The organism is Nonomuraea sp. NPDC049480, from assembly GCF_044465905.1.
In the GTDB taxonomy this organism is placed as follows: domain Bacteria; phylum Actinomycetota; class Actinomycetes; order Streptosporangiales; family Streptosporangiaceae; genus Nonomuraea.
Genome location: NZ_JBITMD010000001.1, coordinates 1044597 through 1067098 on the forward strand (window position 1 = coordinate 1044597; position 22502 = coordinate 1067098).

The 22502-nt window shown below is 71.2% G+C and carries 19 protein-coding genes; 16 read left to right on the plus strand and 3 right to left on the minus strand.

From position 1 onward, the window contains the following. The first annotated feature begins 15 nt into the window (after positions 1–15). Both pseB and ACIBX3_RS04880 read left to right on the plus strand, forming a co-directional pair. The gene (pseB, locus tag ACIBX3_RS04875; protein WP_397113138.1) at positions 16–993 is read left to right on the plus strand and encodes a UDP-N-acetylglucosamine 4,6-dehydratase (inverting); all 978 of its coding nucleotides are present in this window, start codon (positions 16–18) and stop codon (positions 991–993) included. After that, positions 993–2117 (plus strand): DegT/DnrJ/EryC1/StrS family aminotransferase, encoded by a 1125-nt coding sequence (locus ACIBX3_RS04880; RefSeq protein ID WP_397113140.1) that lies wholly within the window; start codon positions 993–995, stop codon positions 2115–2117. Before pseB ends, ACIBX3_RS04880 begins: the two co-directional genes overlap by 1 nt. Here ACIBX3_RS04880 and ACIBX3_RS04885 read toward each other — a convergent pair. From ACIBX3_RS04885 to ACIBX3_RS04895, 3 genes are read right to left on the minus strand one after another with little or no spacing between them, the layout of a single operon-like run. Beyond that, positions 2114–4000 (minus strand): glycosyltransferase family 2 protein, encoded by a 1887-nt coding sequence (locus ACIBX3_RS04885; protein ID WP_397113142.1) that lies wholly within the window; start codon positions 3998–4000, stop codon positions 2114–2116. The genes ACIBX3_RS04880 and ACIBX3_RS04885 overlap by 4 nt on opposite strands. Positions 4001–4039: 39 nt before the next feature. Beyond that, positions 4040–5785, minus strand: a complete 1746-nt coding sequence (locus ACIBX3_RS04890; protein WP_397113144.1) for a hypothetical protein — start codon at positions 5783–5785, stop codon at positions 4040–4042. Positions 5786–5823: 38 nt separating this feature from the next. Then, positions 5824–6657, minus strand: coding sequence for a hypothetical protein (locus ACIBX3_RS04895; RefSeq protein ID WP_397113146.1), 834 nt, complete (start codon positions 6655–6657; stop codon positions 5824–5826). A gap of 168 nt (positions 6658–6825) precedes the next feature. Between ACIBX3_RS04895 and ACIBX3_RS04900 the strand changes: the two genes are divergently transcribed. The 14 genes from ACIBX3_RS04900 to ACIBX3_RS04965 all read left to right on the plus strand — a co-directional run bounded on the left by ACIBX3_RS04900 (position 6826) and on the right by ACIBX3_RS04965 (position 22502). Continuing rightward, the gene (locus ACIBX3_RS04900; RefSeq protein ID WP_397113148.1) at positions 6826–7074 is read left to right on the plus strand and encodes an acyl carrier protein; all 249 of its coding nucleotides are present in this window, start codon (positions 6826–6828) and stop codon (positions 7072–7074) included. After that, positions 7049–7807 (plus strand): SDR family NAD(P)-dependent oxidoreductase, encoded by a 759-nt coding sequence (locus ACIBX3_RS04905; protein WP_397113150.1) that lies wholly within the window; start codon positions 7049–7051, stop codon positions 7805–7807. Before ACIBX3_RS04900 ends, ACIBX3_RS04905 begins: the two co-directional genes overlap by 26 nt. Then, on the plus strand, positions 7804–9123 hold the full coding sequence (locus ACIBX3_RS04910) for an AMP-binding protein (protein ID WP_397113152.1): 1320 nt from the start codon (positions 7804–7806) through the stop codon (positions 9121–9123). Before ACIBX3_RS04905 ends, ACIBX3_RS04910 begins: the two co-directional genes overlap by 4 nt. Then, on the plus strand, positions 9120–10145 hold the full coding sequence (locus ACIBX3_RS04915) for an acyl-protein synthetase (protein WP_397113154.1): 1026 nt from the start codon (positions 9120–9122) through the stop codon (positions 10143–10145). Before ACIBX3_RS04910 ends, ACIBX3_RS04915 begins: the two co-directional genes overlap by 4 nt. After that, positions 10145–11386, plus strand: a complete 1242-nt coding sequence (locus ACIBX3_RS04920; protein ID WP_397113156.1) for an acyl-CoA reductase — start codon at positions 10145–10147, stop codon at positions 11384–11386. The genes ACIBX3_RS04915 and ACIBX3_RS04920 overlap by 1 nt, the downstream gene beginning before the upstream one ends. A gap of 25 nt (positions 11387–11411) precedes the next feature. Further along, positions 11412–13556 carry a hypothetical protein gene (locus ACIBX3_RS04925; protein WP_397113158.1) on the plus strand — a complete coding sequence of 715 codons (2145 nt, stop codon included), beginning with the start codon at positions 11412–11414 and terminating at the stop codon, positions 13554–13556. 109 nt (positions 13557–13665) lie between these two features. Continuing rightward, a complete protein-coding gene (locus tag ACIBX3_RS04930; RefSeq protein ID WP_397113160.1) occupies positions 13666–14871 on the plus strand; it encodes a glycosyltransferase in 1206 nt (401 codons plus the stop codon). Positions 14872–14879: 8 nt separating this feature from the next. Continuing rightward, positions 14880–15578, plus strand: coding sequence for a class I SAM-dependent methyltransferase (locus ACIBX3_RS04935; RefSeq protein WP_397113162.1), 699 nt, complete (start codon positions 14880–14882; stop codon positions 15576–15578). Between the two features lie 49 nt (positions 15579–15627). Continuing rightward, positions 15628–16305, plus strand: a complete 678-nt coding sequence (locus ACIBX3_RS04940; RefSeq protein WP_397113164.1) for a polysaccharide deacetylase family protein — start codon at positions 15628–15630, stop codon at positions 16303–16305. Positions 16306–16322: 17 nt separating this feature from the next. Further along, positions 16323–17939 carry a hypothetical protein gene (locus ACIBX3_RS04945; protein ID WP_397113166.1) on the plus strand — a complete coding sequence of 539 codons (1617 nt, stop codon included), beginning with the start codon at positions 16323–16325 and terminating at the stop codon, positions 17937–17939. 171 nt (positions 17940–18110) lie between these two features. After that, positions 18111–18662 carry an RNA polymerase sigma factor gene (locus ACIBX3_RS04950; RefSeq protein ID WP_397113168.1) on the plus strand — a complete coding sequence of 184 codons (552 nt, stop codon included), beginning with the start codon at positions 18111–18113 and terminating at the stop codon, positions 18660–18662. After that, positions 18655–19815: a CU044_5270 family protein gene (locus ACIBX3_RS04955; protein WP_397113170.1), complete on the plus strand. Its 1161-nt coding sequence runs from the start codon at positions 18655–18657 to the stop codon at positions 19813–19815. The genes ACIBX3_RS04950 and ACIBX3_RS04955 overlap by 8 nt, the downstream gene beginning before the upstream one ends. A gap of 761 nt (positions 19816–20576) precedes the next feature. Continuing rightward, complete coding sequence (locus ACIBX3_RS04960; protein WP_397113172.1) at positions 20577–21695, plus strand: DUF1996 domain-containing protein; 1119 nt, start codon at positions 20577–20579, stop codon at positions 21693–21695. Between the two features lie 285 nt (positions 21696–21980). Beyond that, the gene (locus ACIBX3_RS04965) at positions 21981–22502 is read left to right on the plus strand and encodes a hypothetical protein (RefSeq protein WP_397113174.1); all 522 of its coding nucleotides are present in this window, start codon (positions 21981–21983) and stop codon (positions 22500–22502) included.

A 22502-nucleotide genomic window follows, 5' to 3' on the forward strand; every position in this document is an offset into this window, starting at 1 on the left:
CTTCAGGGGGGCCACGTGAGCATTCTCAGTGGATCGTCGATTTTGATAACCGGGGGGACGGGGTCGTTCGGCAAGGCGTTCATCCGCCACGCGCTCGACTCCCTCGGGGTCCGGCGCCTGGTGGTCTTCTCCCGCGACGAGCTCAAGCAGTACGAAACCCGGCAGCTCTTCGGCGACGACGAGCGGCTGCGCTGGTTCATCGGCGACGTCAGGGACCGTGACCGCCTGACCCGCGCCATGCACGGCGTCGACCACGTCGTCCACGCGGCCGCGCTCAAGCAGGTGGACACGGCCGAGTACAACCCGTTCGAGTACGTCCGCACCAACGTCGGCGGATCGCAGAACGTCGTGGAGGCCGCCATCGACTGCGGCGTGCGCAAGGTGGTCGCGCTCTCCACCGACAAGGCGTCCAGCCCGATCAACCTGTACGGCGCCACGAAGCTGGTGGCGGACAAGCTGTTCGTCTCGGCCAACCACTACGCCGCCGCGCACGAGACCCGCTTCGCCGTGGTCCGCTACGGCAACGTCGTCGGCAGCAGGGGCTCGGTGGTGCCGCTGTTCCTGCGCCTGGCCGCGCAGGGCGACAGCCTGCCGATCACCGACAAGCGCATGACCAGGTTCTGGATCACGCTCGACCAGGCGGTGCGGTTCGTGGTCGACTCGTTCGACCTGATGCGGGGCGGCGAGCTGTACGTGCCGCGCATCCCCAGCATGCGCATCACCGACCTGGCCGAGGCCCTGGCGCCACGGAGCTCGATCTACGAGATCGGCGTCCGGCCGGGAGAGAAGCTGCACGAGGAGATGATCGGCCCCGACGACGGCCGCAGGACACTGCGGCTGGCCGACCGCTTCGTGGTCCAGCCCACGATCGCGACCTGGGGCTATGCGCCGCCGCAGACCGGCGAGTTGCTGCCGGAGGGCTTCTCCTACCGCTCCGACACCAACGACCAGTGGTTGTCGGTGGACGACCTGCGTGGCATGGTGGCCGGCTGATGCTCCCCTACGGGCGGCAGTCGATCGCCGAGTCCGACGTCGAGGCGGTGGCCGAGGTGCTGCGCGGCGACTGGCTGACCACCGGACCGGCGGTGGCCGCGTTCGAGGCGGAGCTGGCCCGCTGGACGGGCGGCGTCCCGTGCGTGTCGGTCACGTCGGGCACGGCGGCGCTGCACGTCGCCTACGTCGCGGCCGGGGTGGGCGCGGGCGACGAGGTGATCACGTCGCCGCTGACGTTCGTGGCGACGGCGGCCACGGCCGCGCTGCTCGGGGCGCGGGTGGTCTTCGCCGACGTGCAGCCCGACACCGGCAACCTCGACCCCGACGCCGTGGCCTCGCTGGCCGGCTGCCGCACCAGGGCGATCACGGCGGTGGACTACGCGGGCCATCCCGCCGACTACGACGAGCTGCGGGCGGCCGCCGGCCGGGCCGGCGCCGTGCTGATAGGGGACGCGGCGCATTCGATCGGGGCCGCGTACAAGGACCGGCCCGTGGGGGCGCTCGCGGACCTGACGACGTTCTCGTTCTTCCCGACCAAGACCGTGACCACCGCCGAGGGCGGCGCGGTGGCCGCGGCCGGCCCGGAGCTGCATCTGCGGGCGGCCCGTTTCAGGAACCACGGCCTGGTCAGGGACCCCGCCGAGCAGCGCGAGCCGGACGTGGGCGGCTGGCACCAGGAGGTGCACGAGTTCGGGCTCAACTACCGCCTGCCCGACGTGCTGTGCGCGCTCGGCCTCAGCCAGCTGCGCCGGCTGGCCTGCTTCCGGGCGCGCAGGTGGGAGTTGGTGGCCCGCTACAACGCGCTGCTGGGCGGCGTGCCCGGGCTGACGCTTCCGGCGCAGCGGGCGTACGTGTCCCCGAGCTGGCACCTCTATCCGGTGCGGATACGCGACGGGCGGCGGCGCGAGGTCTACGAGCGCATGCGCGCGGCGGGCATCGGCGTGCAGGTCAACTACCTTCCGGCGTACCGGCATCCGGTGTTCGAGGACCTCGGCTACCGGCGCGGGCTCTGCCCGCTGGCGGAGGCGTACTACGCCGAGGAGCTGTCGCTGCCGCTGTTCCCCGACCTCACCGACGCCCAGCAGGACCGGGTCGTCGAGACGCTGGCGGGGATCCTGGCCTAGCGTTCGGCCAGGAGCAGGCAGCCGTCCTCGCCCCGGTCCACCAGGAAACGCCGGTCGGCGACCGTCGCGACGGCGCACTGGCGGGCGCGCACCAGCGGCCGCAGCGCCCTGCCCTGATCGATGACGACCTCCCACAACGACTCGTCGCCGACGCTCTCGTCGATGCCGGCCAGCGGCACCCGGGCGTGGAACTCCCGGCCCGCCAGCGTCACGGGGAAGTACATCTCCTCGCCGTCGCTCCTGCGTCGCAGCCGCAGCACCGGCTCGCCGTCGCCGACGTCGGACATCTCTCCGGAGAACACCAGGTCACCGCCGTCCATCCGGCACGCCCCGATGATCGCCTCCGCCGTACGCAGCCGCAGGCCCCAGGCGCCCTTGGGCCTGCGTACCGGAACCAGCCACACGCCCGACCTGCGGCGCGGCGCCGGGATCGGCGGCGGCAGCCACCGCGGCCCGCCCACCTTGCCGTCCAGCCGCAGCCCCTGGCCCCGAAGCTGGAGCCGCAGGTCCCAGTGGCCGCGCCTGGCGAGCTGGGCGGGCGACAACATCGCCGGGTCGAACGCGAACGCGAACGGGAACACGTGCTGGGGCAGCCGGGTGCCGTCCTCCTCCTCCACGCTCTCCCAGGCGGGCGCGGACTCCTCGTCGGACAGCTGCACGGTCTCGCCGGTCCCGCGTTCCGCCAGCCAGACGCGTACGCGGGCGCGGCGCAGCGCGCTGACGTCGAAGCCGCCGACGCCCACCCGACCGGCGCCGGCGAGCACGCCGTCACGCCAGCCGAGATCCACCAGCCGGGCCGACAGCTCCAGCTCGGCCGAGACGTCGGACAGGTGCCCCGGCAGCCCCGGATGCCTGCCGTACCAGCGCCTGCGCAGGAACCCGGCCGGGCTCACGCGGGGCCGCAGCCGGCCGTCGCGGGCCCGGGCGTGGACGTCGGCCAACTCGGCCAGGCGGCGCCCGTGCAGCAGGTGCACCTGGAGCCGATGCGCGAACGGGACACTCAGCCACGCCTCGCGCGACACGCCGTCGAGATAGCGGACGATCAGATCGATCAGCCCCGGATCCGCCGACTCGCCCAGCGCCGCAACGGCCTCCACCGCGACGCTCATGTCGATGTCCATCGTTTCGCGGTCGAAGTCCGGTTTGAGACGCGGCGCGCGGCAGGCGAACAGGTCCGCCGTCTCCAGGACCGACAGGAGGCGGTCGCGCAGGTTGCCCGGCTCCAGTCTGCGCTGGGTGATCGAGGCGCCCGGCTCGTCGCGCTGGCGCCAGTGGTAGACGATCCTGGCCAGCACGTCCACCGAGCGCGCCCCGACGTGGGCGGCCATGGCGACGGGCTGGTCCTCGTACATGCGCTCGGGGAAGCTCAGGCCGAGGCCGTCCCAGAAGGAGCGGCGGTAGACCTTGTTCCACAACATGCGGTCGCGGATCAGCAACGGATGGCGGGTGATGTGGGTGCCCTTGATCGGCTTGGCGAACGCCTCCCGGTGCGCCCACGACCGGATCAGCAGGTTCCGATGCAGGCGCATGACGTTTCCGCAGGCCAGGTCGGAGCCCGAGGCTTCGAGTGAGGACACCAGCCGGGCGAACGCGTCCGGCGGCACCGTGTCGTCTCCGTCCACGAAGGCCAGGTAGCGTCCGCGGGCGCGGCGTACGCCGACGTTGCGGGCGCATCCCACGCCCTGGTTGTCCTGTCTGATGAGGACGATCCGGCTGTCGTCCTCCTGCCTGGAGCGGACGACGGCCGGGCCGCCGTCGTCGCTTCCGTCGTCCACGCAGATCACCTCCAGATCCTTCAGGGTCTGGGCGGAGACGGAGTCCAGGCAGGGTCCGATGTACTTCTCGACGTTGTGGAACGGGACGATCACCGAAAGAACCGGCACAGGTGCTCCTCTTCATCGGCCGGGCAGCGAGCGGATTCGTCAGCCGGACAGCAGGCGGAAGACCTTGCGGGCGACCTTGCCCGGGCGGACCAGGCGGCGCGAGAGCCGGTACCCGAGCGTCCTGCGGAAGGCGGTGGCCTTGCGCTGCGTCCTGCGCAGCTTCGCCGTCGCCCGGACCAGCTCGCGCTCCCGGTAGGTGAGCTTCGTCTCCAGGCGCGCGATGCGTGCCAGGGCCGCGGTGAGCTGGTCGGCGAGGCGGTCGCGGGCGCCCAGCAGGTCGCGGTACGTCGGCGCCTGCTCGCCCGGCTCGGCCGGTCGGCCCAGCTCGGCGTCCAGCTTGCGGGCCAGGTCGAGGTCGCCGGGGTCACAGGGGCGGCCGGCCATGCCGCACAGAGTCAGCGTGAGCTGGTCCGCCTCCAGCGGCCACGGCCACGGGTGGTGGTGACCTGCCGCCTGCAGCCGTACCGCGAACCGCCACAGGATCCTGCACAGGACGATCCGGGGGCCGGGGGACGTGAACGTCGCCGCGGCCGGCGGGGTGACGGCGGTGAACCGCTCGCCGTCGTACACCAGGCCGTCGGTGGCGGCCGTGGGGTCGCCGCCCTCCTCCAGCCAGGCGGCCAGGTCGGAGAGCAGGTCGCGGACGGTCTTCACGTCCTCGCGGGCACACGCCTCGACGAGGATCTCCTCGACGACCCGGCCGGTGGGGACCGGGCGTTCCGCGCCGTCGGGGAGCTGTTTGAGCCCGGCGCGGGTGAGCTCGTACACGGTGGGGCCCTCCTCGATGAGGCCCAACGGCAGTTCCCCTCCGTTGGCCGGGCACGTCGCCTCCGCCGGCTCATCCGCCCCCGCCCCGGTCGTCTCGCCTGGCACCCGCTCCGCCGCCGGCGTGACCCCGTCCGCGTCCTCGTCGTGCGGCGGGATCGCGGCGGTGGGCTGGTCGTGGGCCGTGGCGGCGTCCGCGTGCTCGTCCGTCGGCGCCGGGTTCGGGGTCTTCGTGAGCAGCGGCGGGCGGGTGGCCACGGCGAGCCACAAGGGGGCGAGTTCCTCGCCCAGGCGGTGCCGGAACACCGAGCGCGTCAGGTGGAGCGGGTCGGCCACCAGCATGCGGTCGCCGTCCCCGGCGCTCAGCGGGAACGTGAGCGCGTCCGGCAGGTCGAAGGCCAGGGCCTCGCGGGCGAGCAACGCCCGGGGCGCCTGCCGGCCAGGATAGGCCGCGTAGCACCGCTGCACCATCAGCCCGGCCGACTCCAGCCCGGCGTCCAGCGCCCCGGGTCCGCCGGGGTAACTGGGGTCGAAGCCGTGCGGCGCCCACTGGTCGTCGCCGCCGTCCCGGTCGGCGGGCCGGGCCTCGAGGAAGCGGTCCACACCCAGGTCGTTGTGTACGCCGAGGACGAGCCGCCCGCCGGGCGCGACGAGGGCGGCCAGGGCGTCGAGCGACTCGATCCAGGCAGCGGCGGGCGCCTCGGCGGAGTGCGTGCGCCGCAACCCGTCCAGCGCCAGCACCAGGTCGTACGGCTCATCGGCCGCGAACACCTCCAGCCGCCCGCAGTGGACGTCCAGCCCCGGGTGGCGTTCGCCGAGGGCGCAGGCATCCGGGTAGGAGCGCAGCAGCACGGCCGCCGAAGGGGCGTGGGCGGCCACCTCGTCCACCACCGCCTGCGGATGCGGCCCGGCCAGCAGCACCCTGCCGCTCGCCGGCAGCATCCGCCTGATCAGCTCCAGCGCCGCGCCCCGCCAGTCCGTGATGCCCCCCATGTTGGACATGTCCGACCACAGCAGCATTTCGCCGCCAATCAACCGGACATTCCCGGGTGCCTCATTCACAGGTCCCGCACCCTCTTCCATCCGAACATTCGCCGTAGCTCCTCCGGTGTCGCCTGATACTCGAATCCCAGCTCGCGCCGCGCCACCTCGGCCGCCACCTCGGGATCGACGCGCGTGCCGTGCAGCTCGGGCCAGAGCCGCATCCGGCGCGCCGTGCCGCCGTACTCGGGGCGCTCGTCCTCGAACTGCATCGGGTCCCCGTACACGGCGACCTCGCACCCCACCGAGGCGCCGTAGAACACCGCGCTGCCGAGCCGGTTGGAGGCCACCCTGCGGTGACGCCGTAGCTGGATCAGCTGCTTGCGCAGGAAGTCGCGCCCCTTGCCGTCCCAGCGGGATCCGCGATCGCCATGGCAGATGACCCGGAATCCCCTCGATTCGTACGCCCGCCGAATGTCCGGATTCGCGAATTCCAGCCAATAGAGGCAGACGGTGACCGGACCAGTCTCGACATTTCGGATTTCGTCGGCCAGCCGCGCGTGGTCCCCGTTGACGGAATGCTTCTCCCACCCATGAAAGGGATACCAGATCGTACCTTCGCGTTTCGCCGTCACACCCAGTTCCGGCTCCAGGGAAAGGAGATAAATCCAGGGCGCGCCGATGAGATAGTGTCCTCTGCGGCTCATCGACCAGCCCCGGCGGCGCAGCACGTCAGACCAGACAAAACGGGGATAACCGGGACTGCACCAGTGGTCGTTCGGGGGAAATCCGTGGAGATAGTTCCATCCATGCTGGAGGAAGCCCTGGATTCGCTTCGGCACCTCCTCCGGCATCCCGCAGTATGCGCCGAGAATGCGGGAGTGCCCGTACCAGTGATTGGATTCGTCCATCATTCCCCCTGTAGCGGTTGCCGCGCCCCATCCGACATTCCCAGCCCCGAACATGCCTCACTCGCCGTTATACGGTTCCATTACTCACGGCGGGGGCTGGGTTTCTCCTGGCTCGCCAAATGCCGCTACAATCGGTTCCTGATTGAGGACAGAGAGTGAGTGATCGCCATGAGTCATCTCGATCGACTGCGGGCCGTCTTCCGCAGGACGCTCAACCTTCCCGCCGACACCGACGTCGACGGCCTCGAATACCGCGCCGTCCCGCAGTGGGACTCGCTGGCGCACATGGCGTTGATCGCCGCGATGGAGGACGAGTTCTCCATCATGATCGACACTGACGAGATGATCGACATGAGCTCGTTCGCGAAGGCGGCCGAGCTGCTGGAGAAGCATGGCATCGGCGCCGCCGCCGTCTGAGTCCCGCGTCGTCCTCGTCACCGGGTCGACGGCGGGCATCGGGAGGGCGGTCGCGGTGCGGCTGGCCGCGGCCGGGCATGTCGTCGTGGTCCACGGCCGCGACGAGGAGCGTGCCGCGAAGGCCGCCGCCGAGGTGACGGCGCAGACCGGCGGGCCGGCCGACTCCGTCCACGGCGACGTGGCGGATCCCGCTCTCGTCTCGGCCATGATGCGGCAGATCTACCAGCGGCACGGCCGGCTCGACGCGCTCGTGATCAATGCGGGCATCCACGCCGCGGGCCTGCTCGGCATGGTCCGTCACGAGACGATCAGCCGGCTGTTCGAGGTCAACGCGGTGGGCGCGACGCACACCCTGCAGGCCGCGCTCAGGCTGCTGCGCCGGGGCACGCATCCGGCCGTGGTGCTCGTCTCCTCGATCATGGGCCGCGCCGGCGGGCCAGGCCAGACGGTCTACTCCGCGACCAAGGCGTCGGTCATCGGACTCACCCTGGCCGCCGCCAAGGAGCTGGGCCCCGCCGGGATCAGGGTCAACGCCGTGGCCCCCGGCTACATCGAGACGGACCTGCTCGCCACGCTCGACGACGAGGCCCGCGCCGCCACGATCGCGGGAACCCCGCTCGGCCGCCTCGGCAGGCCCGATGACGTGGCGGCCGCCATCGGGTTCCTGCTCTCGCCTGACGCGGGCTTCATCACCGGCCAGGTCCTCGGTGTGGACGGCGGGCTGGTCCCATGATCTTCCCGCACCCACAGGCCCGGCTCGTCGTCGCCGGAGAATCGACGGGCCTCGGCGGCGACGAGCTGGCCGGCCGCGTCGCGCGCACGGCGGAGGCCATGGCCCGGCTGCGGCCTGGGCCGCTGTTCTGCGGCATGCGCAGCAATCTGGCGTCCGTGCTGCGCTACCTCGCCGCCTGGCAGTCCGGCCGGCCGATCGCGCTGCTCGACCCCGACCTGCCGGCCGGGACGCTGGCGAACCTGACGGGCAGGTTCCGGCCGGCCGCGCTGCTCGGATTCACGCACGCCACCGACGGCTCGCCGCCGCCGCGTCGCGACACGCCCGACCCGCATCCCGACCTGGCCGTCCTGCTCGCCACGTCCGGCTCGACCGGCAACCCCAAGCTCGTCCGCCTGTCGCGCCGGGCCGTCCTGGCCAACGCCGCGGCCATCGCCTCGGCGCTGTCGATCACTCCCGGCGAGATCGCGCCCACCAGCCTGCCGCTGCACTACAGCTACGGCCTGTCGGTGCTCAACAGCCACCTGGCGGCGGGCGCGACCGTGGTGCTGACGGAGGCGGGGCTGCTGGAGCGGTCGTTCTGGACGCATCTGGACGCGCACCGGTGCACGTCGCTGGCCGCCGTCCCCTACCAGTACGCAATGCTGCGCCGCCTGCGTTACGACCGGGCCGAGCATCCCACGATCGCCACGCTCACCCAGGCCGGCGGGCGGCTCAGCCCGGAGCTCGTCACGGAGTTCTCGGCGAAGGCGGACCGGTTCTTCGTCATGTACGGCCAGACGGAGGCCACCGCGCGCATCGCCGTCCTGCCCCCGGACCGGCTCGCCGACAAGCCGGGCTCGGCGGGGGTGGCCGTTCCCGGGGGGCGGCTGGACGTCGAGGACGGCGAGGTCGTCTACCACGGGCCCAACGTCATGCTGGGATACGCGGAGACGGCCGCGGACCTGGCCCGGGGGGACGATCTGGGCGGGGTGCTGCGTACCGGGGATCTCGGGCGGCTGGATTCCGAGGGATTCCTGTACATCACGGGACGCCTCAAACGGATCGCCAAGATCTTCGGCGTTCGGGTGAACCTGGACGACGTGGAGCGCCTGCTGCGCGGCTCCGGACCTGTGGCGGCCACCAGCGGGGACGACCGGGTGACGGTGTGGGCCGAGGGGCTGGACGCGGCCGGGTGCGCGGGGCTGGCGCGGCGGCTGGGGGCCGAGCTGCGGGTGCACTGGAGCGGTTTCGACGTCCGCGGCATCGACCGGCTGCCGCTGCTGGCCACCGGCAAGGTCGACTACCGGGCTCTGGAAGCACGCGGAGGCGTCGGGTGAGCGTGTTCACGCTGGGTGCGGCCGAGCGGGAGGCGGAGCTGGTTCCCGAGCTGGCCGCGTTGACCGAGCGGCATCGGGCGGCGTGCCTCCCGTACCAGCGCATTCTCGACGCGACCGGGGCGGCGCCGCCCTACCGGCGGCTGACGGATCTGCCATGGCTGCCGGTGCGGCTGTTCAAGACGCACGAGCTGCGCAGCGTGCCGCAGGAACAGGTGTTCCGGGTGCTGACCTCCAGCGGGACCACCGGGCAGCGGCCCAGCAGGATCTACCTCGATCGGGAGGCGGCCGCGGCGCAGACCCGCATGCTGGCGGCGACGCTCAGGGTGGTGCTGGGCGAACGGCGGCTGCCGATGCTGGTCGTGGACAGCCGCTCCGTGGTACGCGACCCGGCCTTGAGCGCTCGTGGAGCGGGCGTGCTCGGGATGATGAACTTCGGCAGGGATCACACGTTCGTGCTGGACGAGCAGGGGCGGGTGGACGCGGAGGCGGTCAAGGGTTTCCTGGCGCGGCACGGAGGCGAGCGGTTCCTGATCTTCGGGTTCACGTTCATGGTCTGGCTCTGCCTGCGGGAGCTGGGCGCGGATCTGTCGCAGGGGGTGCTGATCCACTCCGGCGGCTGGAAGCGGCTGGCCGAGCAGGCGGTGGACAACGCCGAGTTCCGGCGGCGGCTGGCGGACGAGTGCGGGCTGGCCGAGATCCACAACTTCTACGGGATGGTCGAGCAGATCGGGACGGTCTTTCTGGAGGGCCCCGACGGGGATGGGCTCTACTGCCCGGATTTCGCCGACGTCGTGATCCGGGATCCGGAGACCTGGCAGGAGGCGCCGCACGGCGTGCCGGGGCTGATCGAGGTGGTCAGCACGCTGCCCACGTCATATCCCGGCCATGTGCTGCTGACCGAGGATCTGGGCGTGGTGCGCGGCGTCGACGACGGGGCCTGGCCGGGGAAGCGGTTCGAGGTCCTCGGCAGGCTGCCGCGGGCGGAGGCACGGGGCTGTAGCGACACCATGGGGCAGGGCTGATGCCGGACGAGGCGATCTCTTCGGCCGCCGCGGTGCGGGTGCGGTTTCCCGCCGCGGGCGCCACGTCTGCCGAAGCGCTGCTGGCGCAGGTGCGGGGCGACTCACTGGAGGTCGGGGACGAGCGGGTGCGCGCGTTCCTCGCGGCGTTCGGGAAGCGGCTGCTGCGGCCGGCACTGGCGCGGCGGCATCCCGAGCTCGGATCGCTCGGTTTCTTCCTGCGTCCCAGCGAGCTGGCCCGCACGGTGGACGGGCTGGCCGGCGAGCACGTACGCGTCCCGCGCGGCCTGGTCTTCCACCTCCCGCCCGCGAACGTGGACACGGTCTTCGTCTACTCCTGGGCGTTGTCGGCCCTGGTGGGCAACCGCAACGTCGTACGCCTCTCGGCGCGTTCCGGCCCGGTCGCCGAGGTGATCGTGGAGACGCTGCACGAGGCGCTCGCCGACGCCGATCCCGTCGTCGGTGAGACTCAGCGGATCGTCTCCTACGACCGCTCCGACGACGCCGTCACCGCCGCGCTCTCCGCGGCCTGCGATCTGCGGGTGATCTGGGGTGGGGACGGCACGGTGCGGGACATCCGGCGGCACCCGCTCTCACCGCACGCCCGTGACCTGGTCTTCCCCGATCGTTCCTCGTTCGCCGTCGTGTGCGCGGCGGCCTGGCTGTGCGCGCCGCGGGCGGCGCGGGCGACCGTGGCGGAGGGGTTCGTCAACGACACCTACTGGTTCGACCAGGCGGCGTGCTCATCGCCGCGGACCGTGTTCTGGGTGGGCGCGGCGGGTGACTGCGACGCGGCGCGGGCCGACTTCACCGATCACGTGTCCCGGGTGGTGACCGTGCGCGGGTGGGGCGTCGACGCGGCGATGGCCGTGGAGAAGCGGGTCTCCACGTACGGGCTGGCCGCTGACGGGGTGGCGCAGCGCGTGGAGTTCCGGGGGAACGCGCTGGCCGACGTGACGCTGGCGGCCGCGGCCGCCGCACCGAGGCGCTGGCTGGGCGCCGGGACGTTCGCGCACGCCAGGCTCGGGTCGCTCGCGGAGCTGGCGCCGCTGATCGAGCGGCGGGATCAGACGATGACGCATTTCGGGTTCGGGCGCTCCGAGCTGGAAGAGCTGGCCAGGGAGCTGGCGGGGCGGGGGGTGGATCGGATGGTCCCGGTGGGCAGCGCGTTGAGCTTCCATCGGGTGTGGGACGGGGTCGATCTTCCGGCCGAGTTCACGCGCCTGGTGACCGTGATCCGATGACATCGCTCTCCCTGACCCCCGCCCGATGACGATCGCCTCCGCGGAGCACACATGCGTCCATCCGGAGCGGTCTCCTGGCCGGCGGATCGGCCTGGGGTGGCTGCCCGCCGCGACGGTGGGCGTGGCCGCGGTGGTCGTGTTCCTGTGGTGCGGGGTCTCGCCGCGTGATCTGGCCGCCTTCGCGGCGTACGCCGGGGTCGGGGTGGCGCTGCCCGGGACACTGCTGTGGCGGGCGCTGACCGGGGGTGGCAGGTCGGTGGCCGAGGACGTCGCGGCGGGGCTGGCGCTCGGGTACGCGGTCGAGGTCCTGGCCTACATCCCCGCCAGGGCGGCAGGGCTGCCGCTGCTGGTGCTCGTCCCGCCCCTCGTCGTGATCGGCGCGTTCGCGGGCGTGCCGGGGCTGCGGCGGCACTGGCGGGGCGCGGCCGTCAAGGAGCGGATGCCCGGGTGGTGTGCCTGGGTGCTCGCCGGAGTGGTCGGATACCTGATCACGTGGAGCGCGCTCTTCCTGTACCGGGTGCCGATCGCGAGCGCGTACGTGGACATGCCGTACCACCTGGCGCTGGTCGGCGAGGTCAAGCACCACATGCCGCCGACGCTGCCGTCCGTGCTGGGCGAGCCGCTCTCCTACCACTGGTTCGTCTACGCCGACATGGCCGCCACGAGCTGGGTCACCGGGATCGAGCCGGTGACGCTGGTCTACCGGCTGTCCACGCTGCCGATGACGGCCGCCCTGGTCGTGCTGGTGGCGGTGCTGGGGCGGCGGATCGGCGGGCGCTGGGGGACGGGGGCGGCGGCGGTCGGGGTGACGTACTTCCTGTTCAGCCCGGTTCTGCAGGAGGGCGTGATCTTCACGTCGCGGTCGATGTTCACCGCGTGGGCGAGTCCCACGCAGACGTTCGGGGCGGTGCTGTTCGCGCCCGTGGTGCTGCTGCTCGTCGGCCGGTCTCGGGGATGGGTGGCGCTGGTCGTGCTGCTGCTGGCGCTCACCGGGGGGAAGGCCACGTTCCTGCCGTTGCTGCTGGCGGGGCTGCTGGTCGTGGTGGCCGTGCGGTGGGTCGTGGAGCGGCGGCCTCCGGACAGGTGGCCGGCCGCCGCCGGGGTCACGCTGGCGTGCTTGCTGATCGCGCAGTTCGTGGTGTTCGGTCGGGGCGCCCAGGGGACGGCCGTCGCGCCGTTCGCGACGATGCGGGCTGTTTGGGGCCAGGTGGCCGGCATCCGGATGCCGGAGCTGGCCACCGCGTCCCTTGCCCCGGTGATCGTCCTGGCCCTCGTGCACCTGTTCTGCCTGCTCTGCGTGTGGGGTGGAGTGGCCGGGCTCGGGTGGCGGCGGATACTGGAGCCGCCGATGCTCCTGCTGCTCGGCATAGGGGTCGCGGGGGTCGGCGCGGCCGTGGTGCTTGGGCATCCGTCCGAATCGCAGCTCTACTTCCTGGAGGGTGCCCGGCCCTACCTGTCGATCGCGGCCGTGTGCGGGGTCATGGGGCGGCGGGTGCCGTGGGCCTGGACGGCGGTGGGGGCGGGGGCGGCCGTGGTGGCCGCCCAGGCCGAGGTGTCCGGGGGCGCCCTGGAGCGGGTCGTGCTGCCGTACCTGGTGCTCGGGGTCGTGGCGGCGGTGCTGTGGTGGCGCGGGACCGTGCTGGCGGTGGTGGCGCTGCTGGCCGGGTACGCGGTCCCGGCTTCCGTCCGCGACGTGGTCGCGCACGCCACGCCGGAGCAGCCCGAGCAGCAGGGAGGCGAAAGGCTGATCCCCGACGGCGCGCTGGAGGCCGGAAGGTGGCTGCGCGACCATTCGTCGCCCGGCGACGTGGTGGCCACCGATCTCCACTGCCGCCTCCGCACGCCGCGCAAGTGCGACAGCAGGCACTACTGGGTGTCCGGGTTCACCGAGCGGCGGGTGCTGGTCGAGGGATGGGCGTACGCCGAGAGCACGCTGTCGCGGGCGGAGCTGTTCACGATGTCGTACCTCGAGGTGCCGTTCGCGGATCCCGCGCGGCTGGCGGCGAACGACGCGGTGTTCGCGGCGCCGACGGCGGAGAACGTCCAGAGCCTCGCCCGGAAATACCGCGTCAAATGGCTCTTCACCGGGCCGAACCAGGAGCTGGAGAAATTCGCCACGCTCCGGTTCCGTAACACCACCTCTTCCGTTTACGAGCTCGCCCCGAAGTAAAAGTATCGCCCGCTCATGGAATGGCGAGGAAAAACAGCACGCGCCCTGCTGGACGGCCCCAGCAACATTTCCCTGGACGTACGGCCACAGGCAAAGGATCAGGGAATCTATGGACACGCGTGCCGCCATGGAGCCGGCCCCCCGCGTCCTCGGCACGGCGAGTGTCGACATCGTCATCCCGGTGCTCAACGAGGAGCGCGCGCTGCCCGGCTGTGTGCGTACGCTGGCCGACTTCCTCGACGGCGGCTTCCCGCTGCCGTGGCGCATCACGATCGTGGACAACGGCAGCACCGACGCCACCTGGCCGGTCGCCACCGCGCTGGCCGGGGAGTTCGACCGTGTGCACGCCCGCAGGATCGACGTGCGCGGGCGGGGCGCGGCGCTGCGCGCGGCCTGGCGGGACAGCCCCGCCGAGATCGTCGCGTACATGGACGTCGACCTGTCGACCGACCTCGACGCCCTGTTCCCGCTGGTCGCGGCGGTGGCCAGCGGCCACTCGGAGATCGCCATCGGCACCCGGCTGGCGCACAGCGCGCGCACCCGTCGTTCACTGCGCCGCGAAGTGGTGTCGCGGGCCTACAACGTCCTGCTCAGGTACGGCTTCGGCGCCGGGTTCAGCGACGCCCAGTGCGGCTTCAAGGCGGCCAGGACCGACGTGGTGCGGCCGCTCATGGACAAGATCGAGGACGACGGCTGGTTCTTCGACACCGAGCTGCTCCTGCTGGCCGAGCACAACGGGCTGCGGGTGCACGAGGTGCCGGTCGACTGGATCGAGGACGTTGACTCGCGCGTACGCGTGGTCAGGACCGCGATCGACGACCTGAAGGGCCTGGCCAGGGTCGCCTGGTCGATGTCGACGTGCCGGGCCGGGGTCGCGGTGACGCGGTCGGAGCCCACCCCGCGGCACCCGGACGCGGTCGTGGCCAGGCCGCGGGCGGTGACGCTGGCGAAATTCGCCTCGTTCGCCGCGATAGGCGTTCTCCCCGTCGTCCTGTACACAGTCGTCTATTTCCCGCTGCGTGAATTCTGGGCGCCGGCGACGGCGAATCTGGGCGCGCTCGTCATCGCCGGAATCATCAATACCGAAGCGAATCACCGGTGGACGTTCGGCCGGGTCCGGCGGACCACCGTGCATTTCCGCGCGGCGGTGCTCTTCGTCGCGAACTATGTGCTGACCACCATGGCCGTCCTCACGGTGCCGCCGGGCGGCGGGCGCCTGGCCGAGGTGGGCGCCGTCGTGACCACGTACTGCCTGCTCACGGTGATCCGCTTCACCGCACTGGACCGCTGGGTCTTCTCCCGCACAAGGAACTGATACACGCCATGGAAACCACAGAGATCCGCCGCCTCGTCACGCTTGAGGACACCCACTGGTGGTACCGCGAGCGCCGGGCCATCCTGCGCAGGGAGCTGCGCGCGCTCGGCCGTCCCGGCCGGGCTCTGGACATCGGCGCCGCCGGCGGCGGGAACACCCGGGTGCTGACCGAGGCGGGCTGGGACGCGACGGCGACGGACACCAGCGAGACGGCCGTCGAGCTGGCCAGGCAGCGCGGCGTCAACGCCGTCCAGGCGGACGCGCGGGCGCTGCCGTTCGAGTCCGGCAGCGTCGACCTGGTGACCGCGTTCGACGTGCTGGAGCACATCCGCGAGGACTACCTGGTCGCCGAGGAGATCGCCAGGGTGCTGGCGCCGGGCGGGCACACGTTGATCGCGGTGCCGTGCGACATGTCACTCTGGTCGCCCCATGACGACGCCGTCGGCCACGTCCGCCGCTACTACCGTGATTCCCTCACCGAGGTCGTCGAGAAGGCCGGGCTGCGGGTCGACCGGATCTGGAGCTGGAACGTCCTCCTTCGGCCTCTCGTGGTGTGGCACCGGCGCCGCTCCAAGGGGAGCGACCTGCGCAAGCTGCCCGCCCTGATCAACGTGGGACTGTCGGCGGTCGTCCTGGCCGAGCGGTATCTGCCGGTCACATCGCTCAAAGGCGTCACCTTGTTCCTTCACGCGCGGTTGGGGAAGTGAGCCCGGCCCGCGACATCGGCCGCCCGCTCTTGGCCCTAGGCTGTCGTTTGTGGTGATTCAAGCCTTACTCGCGGCCTCGCTGGCCCTGACCCCCATACCCGCGACCACCGTACAAGCGAAGATCGACTGCTCCCGGGTGAAATGCCTGGCGCTGACGTTCGACGACGGCCCGGGGGCCACCACGCCCGCCCTGCTCAAGACGCTGAAGCGGGCCGGGGCGAAGGCGACCTTCTTCCTGGTGGGCAAACGGGTGGAGCAGCGTCCCGAAATCGCCGCGCAGGCGGTGGCGGAGGGGCATGCGATCGGAAACCACACGTACTCGCACGCCTCGCTGCCGACTCTCCTCGAGGACGAGATCGTCGAAGAGATCAGGACCACCCAGGAGATCATCCAGCAGGCCACAGGGCAGCAGCCGACCATGTTCCGGCCGCCCTACGGCCACACCAGCGACCGGGTGCTGGCGGTGGCCGACCAGAACGAGCTCGCGCAGGTGCTGTGGACGGGCACCACGCTCGACTGGCAGTTGCGTGACGCCAAGAAGATCAAGGCGGCCGTTCTCAGGCTCGCCAAGCGCGACGGCGTGATCCTCATGCACGACACGGTCCCGGCGACCGTGAAGGCCATGCCCGCTATCGTCAAAGAGCTCAAGAAGCGCGGCTATCACCTCGTCACAGTGCCGACACTGCTCGGCGGCAAAGGGCCGAAGCCCGGGGTGAGCTACTTCTAGACGGTCTGATTGGAGATATGGGGAGCGACAGGAAGCCCAGGCCGTGGGTCGCGCTGGCGACTTTCCTGATCATCCAGGCGGTGCTCGGGTGCTGGTGGGCGGCCTTCTACCCTGGGCTGTTCAGCCGCGACTCGGTCCTCTACCTGAGCCACACCGTCGTCGGCCCCTGGGTGAGCGATCACTCGGTGCTCTACGACGCGCTGTTGTGGCTGAGCTTCACCAAGACCGGTGATCTGGGCGCCGTCACGTTCGCGCAGACCACGGCCATGGCGGGAGCGCTGACATTTCTGGCGCAGTCGCTCAAAGCGCTCGGCGCCCCGCGCAAGCTCACCACGGCGGTGGCGGTGCTGCTGCCGCTGGCCCCTCCCGTGGGGGCGTTCTCGGTCACGTTGTGGAAGGACGTGCCGTTCACGATCTGCGTGGTGGCGGTCGCCGGGGTGTGCGCGCGGTTCGCGGCCAGACGCCGGGTGACGGGGCCCGGGCTGGCCGGGTTCGGGACACTGCTGCTGGCGCTCGGGCTGTTCCGCGCGAACGGCTTCCTCGTCGCGGGCGTGGCCGTGGTCGCGCTGGTACTGATCGTCAAGACCATGCGGGTACGCCTGCTGCTCGTCGGCACGTTCGTGGCGGCCCTGCCGCTCGCGCTCACGAACCTGGTGCTCCCCCAGGCCGGCATCGCCGCCCCGTCGAAGACGTACGTCTACCACACGGCGTTCGGGGACATCGCGGTGGCGTTCCGGGACCGTCCCGACCTGTTCAGCGACCGGGACAAGGCGCTCATGGCGTCGGTGGCGCCGCTGACCCGGTGGTGGTGGGGCGGGACCTGCTACACGATCAACCCGCTGATCTGGCGCAGCGACTTCAGCTGGCAGCAGGCCGACGCGCACGCCGGCGAGCTGCTCGACCTGTGGAAACGGCTGCTGGTCGAGCAGCCGCGGCTGATCGTCGACGCCCGGCTCTGCCGGGGGGCGATCGCCTGGAAGCCCGTGCAGGACCCGCTGATGACGGGCGGGGCGACGTACCGCTTCTCGCGCCGGCCGACCGCGGACAGCTATGTCGGCCCGGACGCGGTGCCCGACTTCCCCGGGCGGTGGGTGTACTCCCTGCGACCGCTGTCGCTGGAGCTGAACCAGGTGGCCGATCCGTGGCTGACGGCGGCGCTGGCTCCCGAGTACGACTGGGTGTTGTGGCGGGGGGCGTCGTGGGCGTACCTGTCGTACCTGGCCGTGGCGCTGGGGGCGCTGGCGCGGCGGAACCGGTACGTGATCGGGGTGGCGGCCGTGGTCGCCGGGCAGCAACTGGCGATCATGGCCAACATCTCGGCGCAGGACTTCCGGTACATGGCCTCGCCGATCTTCATCGGGGCGTTGCTGGTGCCGTTGCTCCTGGCGAGTGCGGGGGTTCTCGTGGTGCGGCTCGTACGGCGGGGCTGGCACCTGGTACGACCGCCGCGGCCGGAACCCGCACCCGAGCCCACGCCCCCGCCCGAATCCGCACCAGAACCCGAGCCCGCGACTGAGCCGGCCGAACCCGAGCCCGTCCATGAGCCTGCCGAGCCCGAACCAGAGCCCGTCCCTGAGCCGGCCGAGCCAGAGCCAGAGCCCGTGACTGAGCCGGTCGAGCGCAAGGAGCAGTAGGGCCCTCGGCCTGCCCGACGTCTTTCACCTGCGGCGACTGCGCACGGGCAGGTGGCGGCGCGAACCGTCTCTCCCGGCGCCGCGCCGGGAATCGGGCTCCGCGTGAAAGCATCGCGGGGCTGCGGGCAAGAAGGGGCGTCCACCGTTCATCCACCCAGCGGAGTTGCCCGCATGGCCGCACCATCCGACCTGGTCGACCCGCCCGATCTTCGGGCCGGCTTCGAGCAGATCTTCAACGCGTACTTCGCCGAGATCCACCGCTACATCGCCAGGCGGTTGTCCGACGACGTCGCCGACGACCTGGCCGCCGAGGTGTTCCTGGCCGCGTACCGGGGCGGCTATGACGCCTCGCGTGGCCAGGTGCGGCCGTGGCTCTACGGCATCGCCACGCATCTCGTCGCCCGCCACCGCCGTACCGAGATCCGCAGATGGAAAGCGCTCAGCCGGACGGCTGAGCGCCCTGAGCACAGTCACGAGGACGCCGCGCTGACCAGGGTGACCGCGGGCGAGCTGACCGGCAGGCTGGCGGGGGCGCTGGCCGTGCTCAGCCGCGGGGACCGGGACGTCGTCCTGCTGAGCGCGCTGGGCGGCCTCAGCCACGCCGAGGTCGCCGCCGCGCTGAAGATCCCAGCAGGCACGGTCGCCTCCCGCCTCAACCGCGCCCGCAAGCAGCTCCGCAAGGCACTCGGCGACGTCAACCCCCTGGAGGAGAACCATGGATGAGCTGAAGCTCCTGGCGAGCTCCCTGCCCGACGCGCCGCCGCCCTCGGAAAAGGTGGTCGAGCGGGCCCGCGCCCGGCTTTCCACGGCCATGGACCGGCCCGTACGGCGCCGCGCCCGCCCCGGCAGGAGACTCCGGGGCTGGACGGTGGGCGCCGCCGTGGCCACGATCGCCGTCGTCACCGCCGTCATCACCCTGGTGTCGAACCTGGCCGCCGTGCCGCCGACCGTGCTCGTCCCTCCCCACGGCAAGGACACCCTGCTCCGGCTCGCCGACGACGTCGCGCGACTGCCGGACGAAAGCGGCGCGTACTGGCACAGGCCGCTGCTCAACGCCGGCCTCGTACGGGTCCGTGCCGGGGACGAGACCTTCAACCTGCTGTCCGCCTCGCGGGTCGACCTCTGGCAACCGCGCGATCCGCAGGACCCCGTCCAGGTGCGGAGCCGGAAGGAGTATGCCCGTCCCGCGACGCCCGCCGACGAACGAGCCTGGCGCGCGGCCGGTTCCCCATCCGTGGTCCAGCGGGTGTGCACCCCCGGCACGCCGGCGAAGAGCTGCGAGAAGGTACGGGTGCGTACCGAGCCGTCGGAGTGCGTGTACACGCGTGCTGTCGAGCCGCGCGGCGTGTTCGGCGACCGCCGGCTGGCTGAGCTTACCCTCGCCGAGTTGGCGGCGCTGCCTGCCGACGCCGGCCAGTTGCGCGAGCGGCTGCGGGCGTACTGGAAGGCGGACCCGGGCCGCGAGAGCTTCGAGGAGTTCCTGTCCGGCGCATCGTCCCTGCTGGAGATGCCGGTCAGGCCCGCGGCCCGGGCGGCCGCGCTCCGGGTCCTGGCCGAGTTGCCGACGACCGACGTGGGCGGCCCGATCATCGACCCGCTGGGGCGGCCGGGCCTCGCGGTCGCGTTCGTGAAGAGCGAAGGGTTCTCCGCCCAATTCGGCGCCGACGACGAAGTGGCCGAGCGGTACACCACGATTCTCGACTCACGGACCGGCACCGTCCTGGTCGCCGATGCGTCGACCGCGGCGGAGAGCACGGAAGGGCTCGCCGAGGGGACGTTCCTGCACTACACGGCCTGGGCGCGGGAGGCCGGCTGGACCGATGACCGGCCTGCTCGCCCGCGCGGCTGCCGGGTCAGCGACCGCCCGATCCCGTAAATCGGTCGGCGTCATTTGCGATAGCGGTCTGAACCGTTCCATGAACACTCCCGTACCTCTCGAAGATCGGACTTTCCCACCCAGGGTCATAAGACCGGAAGGAGAAGCGGATGCGGAACCTGTTCGGGGGAAAGCGATTGAGACCATGGAAAGGAGCGGTTTCCCTAGGGGGGAGCATCGCCATCGCGCTCGCGGTCGCGCCGATGTCCGCCGAGGCGAGCACAGCGGCGGCGGAGACCATCGTCTGCCCCAGCGTGAAAGACCAGCTTCCCGAGATCCCGGCCGACGCACAGGCCGAAGTCGACCGCAACATCGCTCAGATGGAGACACAGCTCCAGGAGGCGAACGACAAGCTGCTCCGATCATCCGATCAAGGAGGTACTGATTTCGTCCAGAACGCCATCCTCGGGCCTCTCGCCTCCAAACGAGGCGCCGCCATCGACCGCATCGCGATAGCCATCGGCCGAGTCGCCGAACGCCCCACCGGGCTGGACTCCTTGGCTACGTGTTCCCTCAGCGGCTCGGCCGACCCAGCTGCCACAGCCGGCACCGGTTCGCCATCACCATCCAGCACGGGAACCGGCACCGCCTCCCCATCTCCATCCGCCACCGGAACCGGCACGGCCTCAGCCTCACCATCCGGCACCGCCACCCCGGCAGCCTCGGGAGGCGCGCAAACCATCGAGTGCCCGAGCGTGAAGGACAAACTCTCTGAGGTCCCAGCCGACGCACAGGCCGAAGTCGACCGCAACATCGCTCAGATGGAGACACAACTCAAGGAAGCGAACGACAAGCTGCTCCGATCATCGGACCAAGGAGGCGATTTCGTCCAGAACTCCATCCTCAAGCCACTGGCCGACAAACGAACCGCCGCCATCGACCGCATCGCGATAGCCATCGAGCGGGTCGCCGAACGCCCGACCGGCCTGGACAACCTGGCCGCGTGCACCCTCGGCAACGGGGGCAACGGAAATAACGGCAACAACAAGGACAACGGGAACAAGGGTGAGCTGTCAGCCGCCGACTTCCTCAAGATCGTGGACGTTCCGGTCGCGAAGAAGCCGAAGGCAACTGCGAACGGCTCGACAGGCACGTATGTCTCCAGGTGCGGGACGAGCAGTGACGAGCACAGCAACGCCGACAACATCCTCACGGCGCCGGGCGTGTCCAACGGTGCCCAGTCCCAGTACGACTACGTCGGCAACATGTCCACCAACGCCCTGTCCACCAACGAGAGCCTGGTCGAGGCGGACACCACCTGCCAGCTCCAGGCGGACCGGTCCGCCTACTTCTGGCCGACCATGCGCGTGCTCGGGGACGACTCCGCCATCGGCGCGCCGGGCGACAATGCCGGACTGCCTGTAGAGCCGTCGTCGGTGCGGCTGGAGTACCGCGGCAACGCCACCTCCGAGGTCACGACGCCGCCGCAGTTCCTCAGGATGCTGTCCGGCGACCCCAGAGCGGCGACCAAGGGGAGTGCGAAGGCCCGCGCGTCGTTCTCCTGCACCGGCTCCACCGACCGCGTGACCAGCAAGTATCCGATCTGCCCAGCCGGCAGCGACCTGGTCCGCATCTTCGACATGCCGAGCTGCTGGGACGGCGAGAACATCGACAGCGCCGACCGCTCGCACCTCGTCTTCCCCGACGAGAGCGGCGCCTGCCCGAGCGGCACTGAGGCCGTGCCGCAGCTGCGGATCACGCTGGCCTATGACGACGTGCCCAACACGGCACCTGAGGGCACGAAGGTGCCCTTCGCGATCGACAGTCTCGCCAGCGAGCGGAACAAGCCGAGCACCGACCACGCCGGCTCCATCCTCGTGATGTCGAAGCAGCTCATGAACCAGGTAGTTCAGTGCATCAACAGCGACAGGAGGTGCTGATGACGTAGCCACACACCCGCCGACGGCCGAACACCGCCCTGCCCTCGTGGTGTCCGGCCGTTGTGGCGTTTCCGGGCCTCCCCGAGCACCCCGTCCACCCTGGGACGGGGTACTCGGGCGCGCACGTCGCCGCCAACCCGGAACCCTGGGTCGGAAGCCCACAAAGCCGGCCTGACACCCATCGCGGGCCTATATCAGCACGCCATCAGCCAGGGATCAGCGGTCGCGGACATCGTCTTGCTCATCGAGAACCAGCCAAGAGCACCGATGAGGAGAGACCCCTCCATGATGACGTTCGCCGCCGCACTGCAGTTGCTCATCGCCCTGGCCTTCGTGAGCATCCCCCTGGTACGCCACCGCTACGGCCGCGGCGCACAGGCGGCCGCCGAGGCGGAGCTGGAGCGTCAGGGCGTACCCGCCACCGTGCTACGCGACAACAAGATCAACTTTGACGCCAGTGGCCATGAGACCTACGCCCCCGTCTCGATCGCACTCGTCCTGACCGCGCTGGCCGTTCTCAACGTGTCCGGCAACGACTGGGGACAGACGCTGTCATGGGTCTTCCAGCCGCTCGTCCTCGCCGGGAACCTGCTGATCCTGTACAGCCAGCTGACCGCCGTCAAGTCCGTACAGGCCGCCTTTGCCCGCAAGGGTGACCCGATGCTTCAGCGCATCGACGTACCGGCGATGATCCGCGCGGCCGGAACCGGCTTTCCCCACTGGGTGATGCCCGGGCTCCAGAACGTCAGGCACGCCGTGGTGATGGGCGGCTCGATCCTGGTCCTCGCGGCACTCGTCCTGGCCTGA

What these genes read in the sequence shown, in the direction of transcription:
- ACIBX3_RS04965 (WP_397113174.1), top strand. Translation starts at nt 21,981, where the DNA reads ATGATGACGTTCGCCGCCGCACTGCAGTTGCTCATCGCCCTGGCCTTC.
- ACIBX3_RS04945 (WP_397113166.1), top strand. Translation starts at nt 16,323, where the DNA reads ATGGGGAGCGACAGGAAGCCCAGGCCGTGGGTCGCGCTGGCGACTTTC.
- ACIBX3_RS04960 (WP_397113172.1), top strand. Translation starts at nt 20,577, where the DNA reads ATGGAGACACAACTCAAGGAAGCGAACGACAAGCTGCTCCGATCATCG.
- ACIBX3_RS04910 (WP_397113152.1), top strand. Translation starts at nt 7,804, where the DNA reads ATGATCTTCCCGCACCCACAGGCCCGGCTCGTCGTCGCCGGAGAATCG.
- ACIBX3_RS04880 (WP_397113140.1), top strand. Translation starts at nt 993, where the DNA reads ATGCTCCCCTACGGGCGGCAGTCGATCGCCGAGTCCGACGTCGAGGCG.
- ACIBX3_RS04925 (WP_397113158.1), top strand. Translation starts at nt 11,412, where the DNA reads ATGACGATCGCCTCCGCGGAGCACACATGCGTCCATCCGGAGCGGTCT.
- ACIBX3_RS04935 (WP_397113162.1), top strand. Translation starts at nt 14,880, where the DNA reads ATGGAAACCACAGAGATCCGCCGCCTCGTCACGCTTGAGGACACCCAC.
- ACIBX3_RS04920 (WP_397113156.1), top strand. Translation starts at nt 10,145, where the DNA reads ATGCCGGACGAGGCGATCTCTTCGGCCGCCGCGGTGCGGGTGCGGTTT.
- ACIBX3_RS04955 (WP_397113170.1), top strand. Translation starts at nt 18,655, where the DNA reads ATGGATGAGCTGAAGCTCCTGGCGAGCTCCCTGCCCGACGCGCCGCCG.
- ACIBX3_RS04950 (WP_397113168.1), top strand. Translation starts at nt 18,111, where the DNA reads ATGGCCGCACCATCCGACCTGGTCGACCCGCCCGATCTTCGGGCCGGC.
- ACIBX3_RS04905 (WP_397113150.1), top strand. Translation starts at nt 7,049, where the DNA reads ATGGCATCGGCGCCGCCGCCGTCTGAGTCCCGCGTCGTCCTCGTCACC.
- ACIBX3_RS04890 (WP_397113144.1), bottom strand. Translation starts at nt 5,785, where the DNA reads ATGCTGCTGTGGTCGGACATGTCCAACATGGGGGGCATCACGGACTGG.
- ACIBX3_RS04930 (WP_397113160.1), top strand. Translation starts at nt 13,666, where the DNA reads ATGGACACGCGTGCCGCCATGGAGCCGGCCCCCCGCGTCCTCGGCACG.
- ACIBX3_RS04900 (WP_397113148.1), top strand. Translation starts at nt 6,826, where the DNA reads ATGAGTCATCTCGATCGACTGCGGGCCGTCTTCCGCAGGACGCTCAAC.
- ACIBX3_RS04895 (WP_397113146.1), bottom strand. Translation starts at nt 6,657, where the DNA reads ATGGACGAATCCAATCACTGGTACGGGCACTCCCGCATTCTCGGCGCA.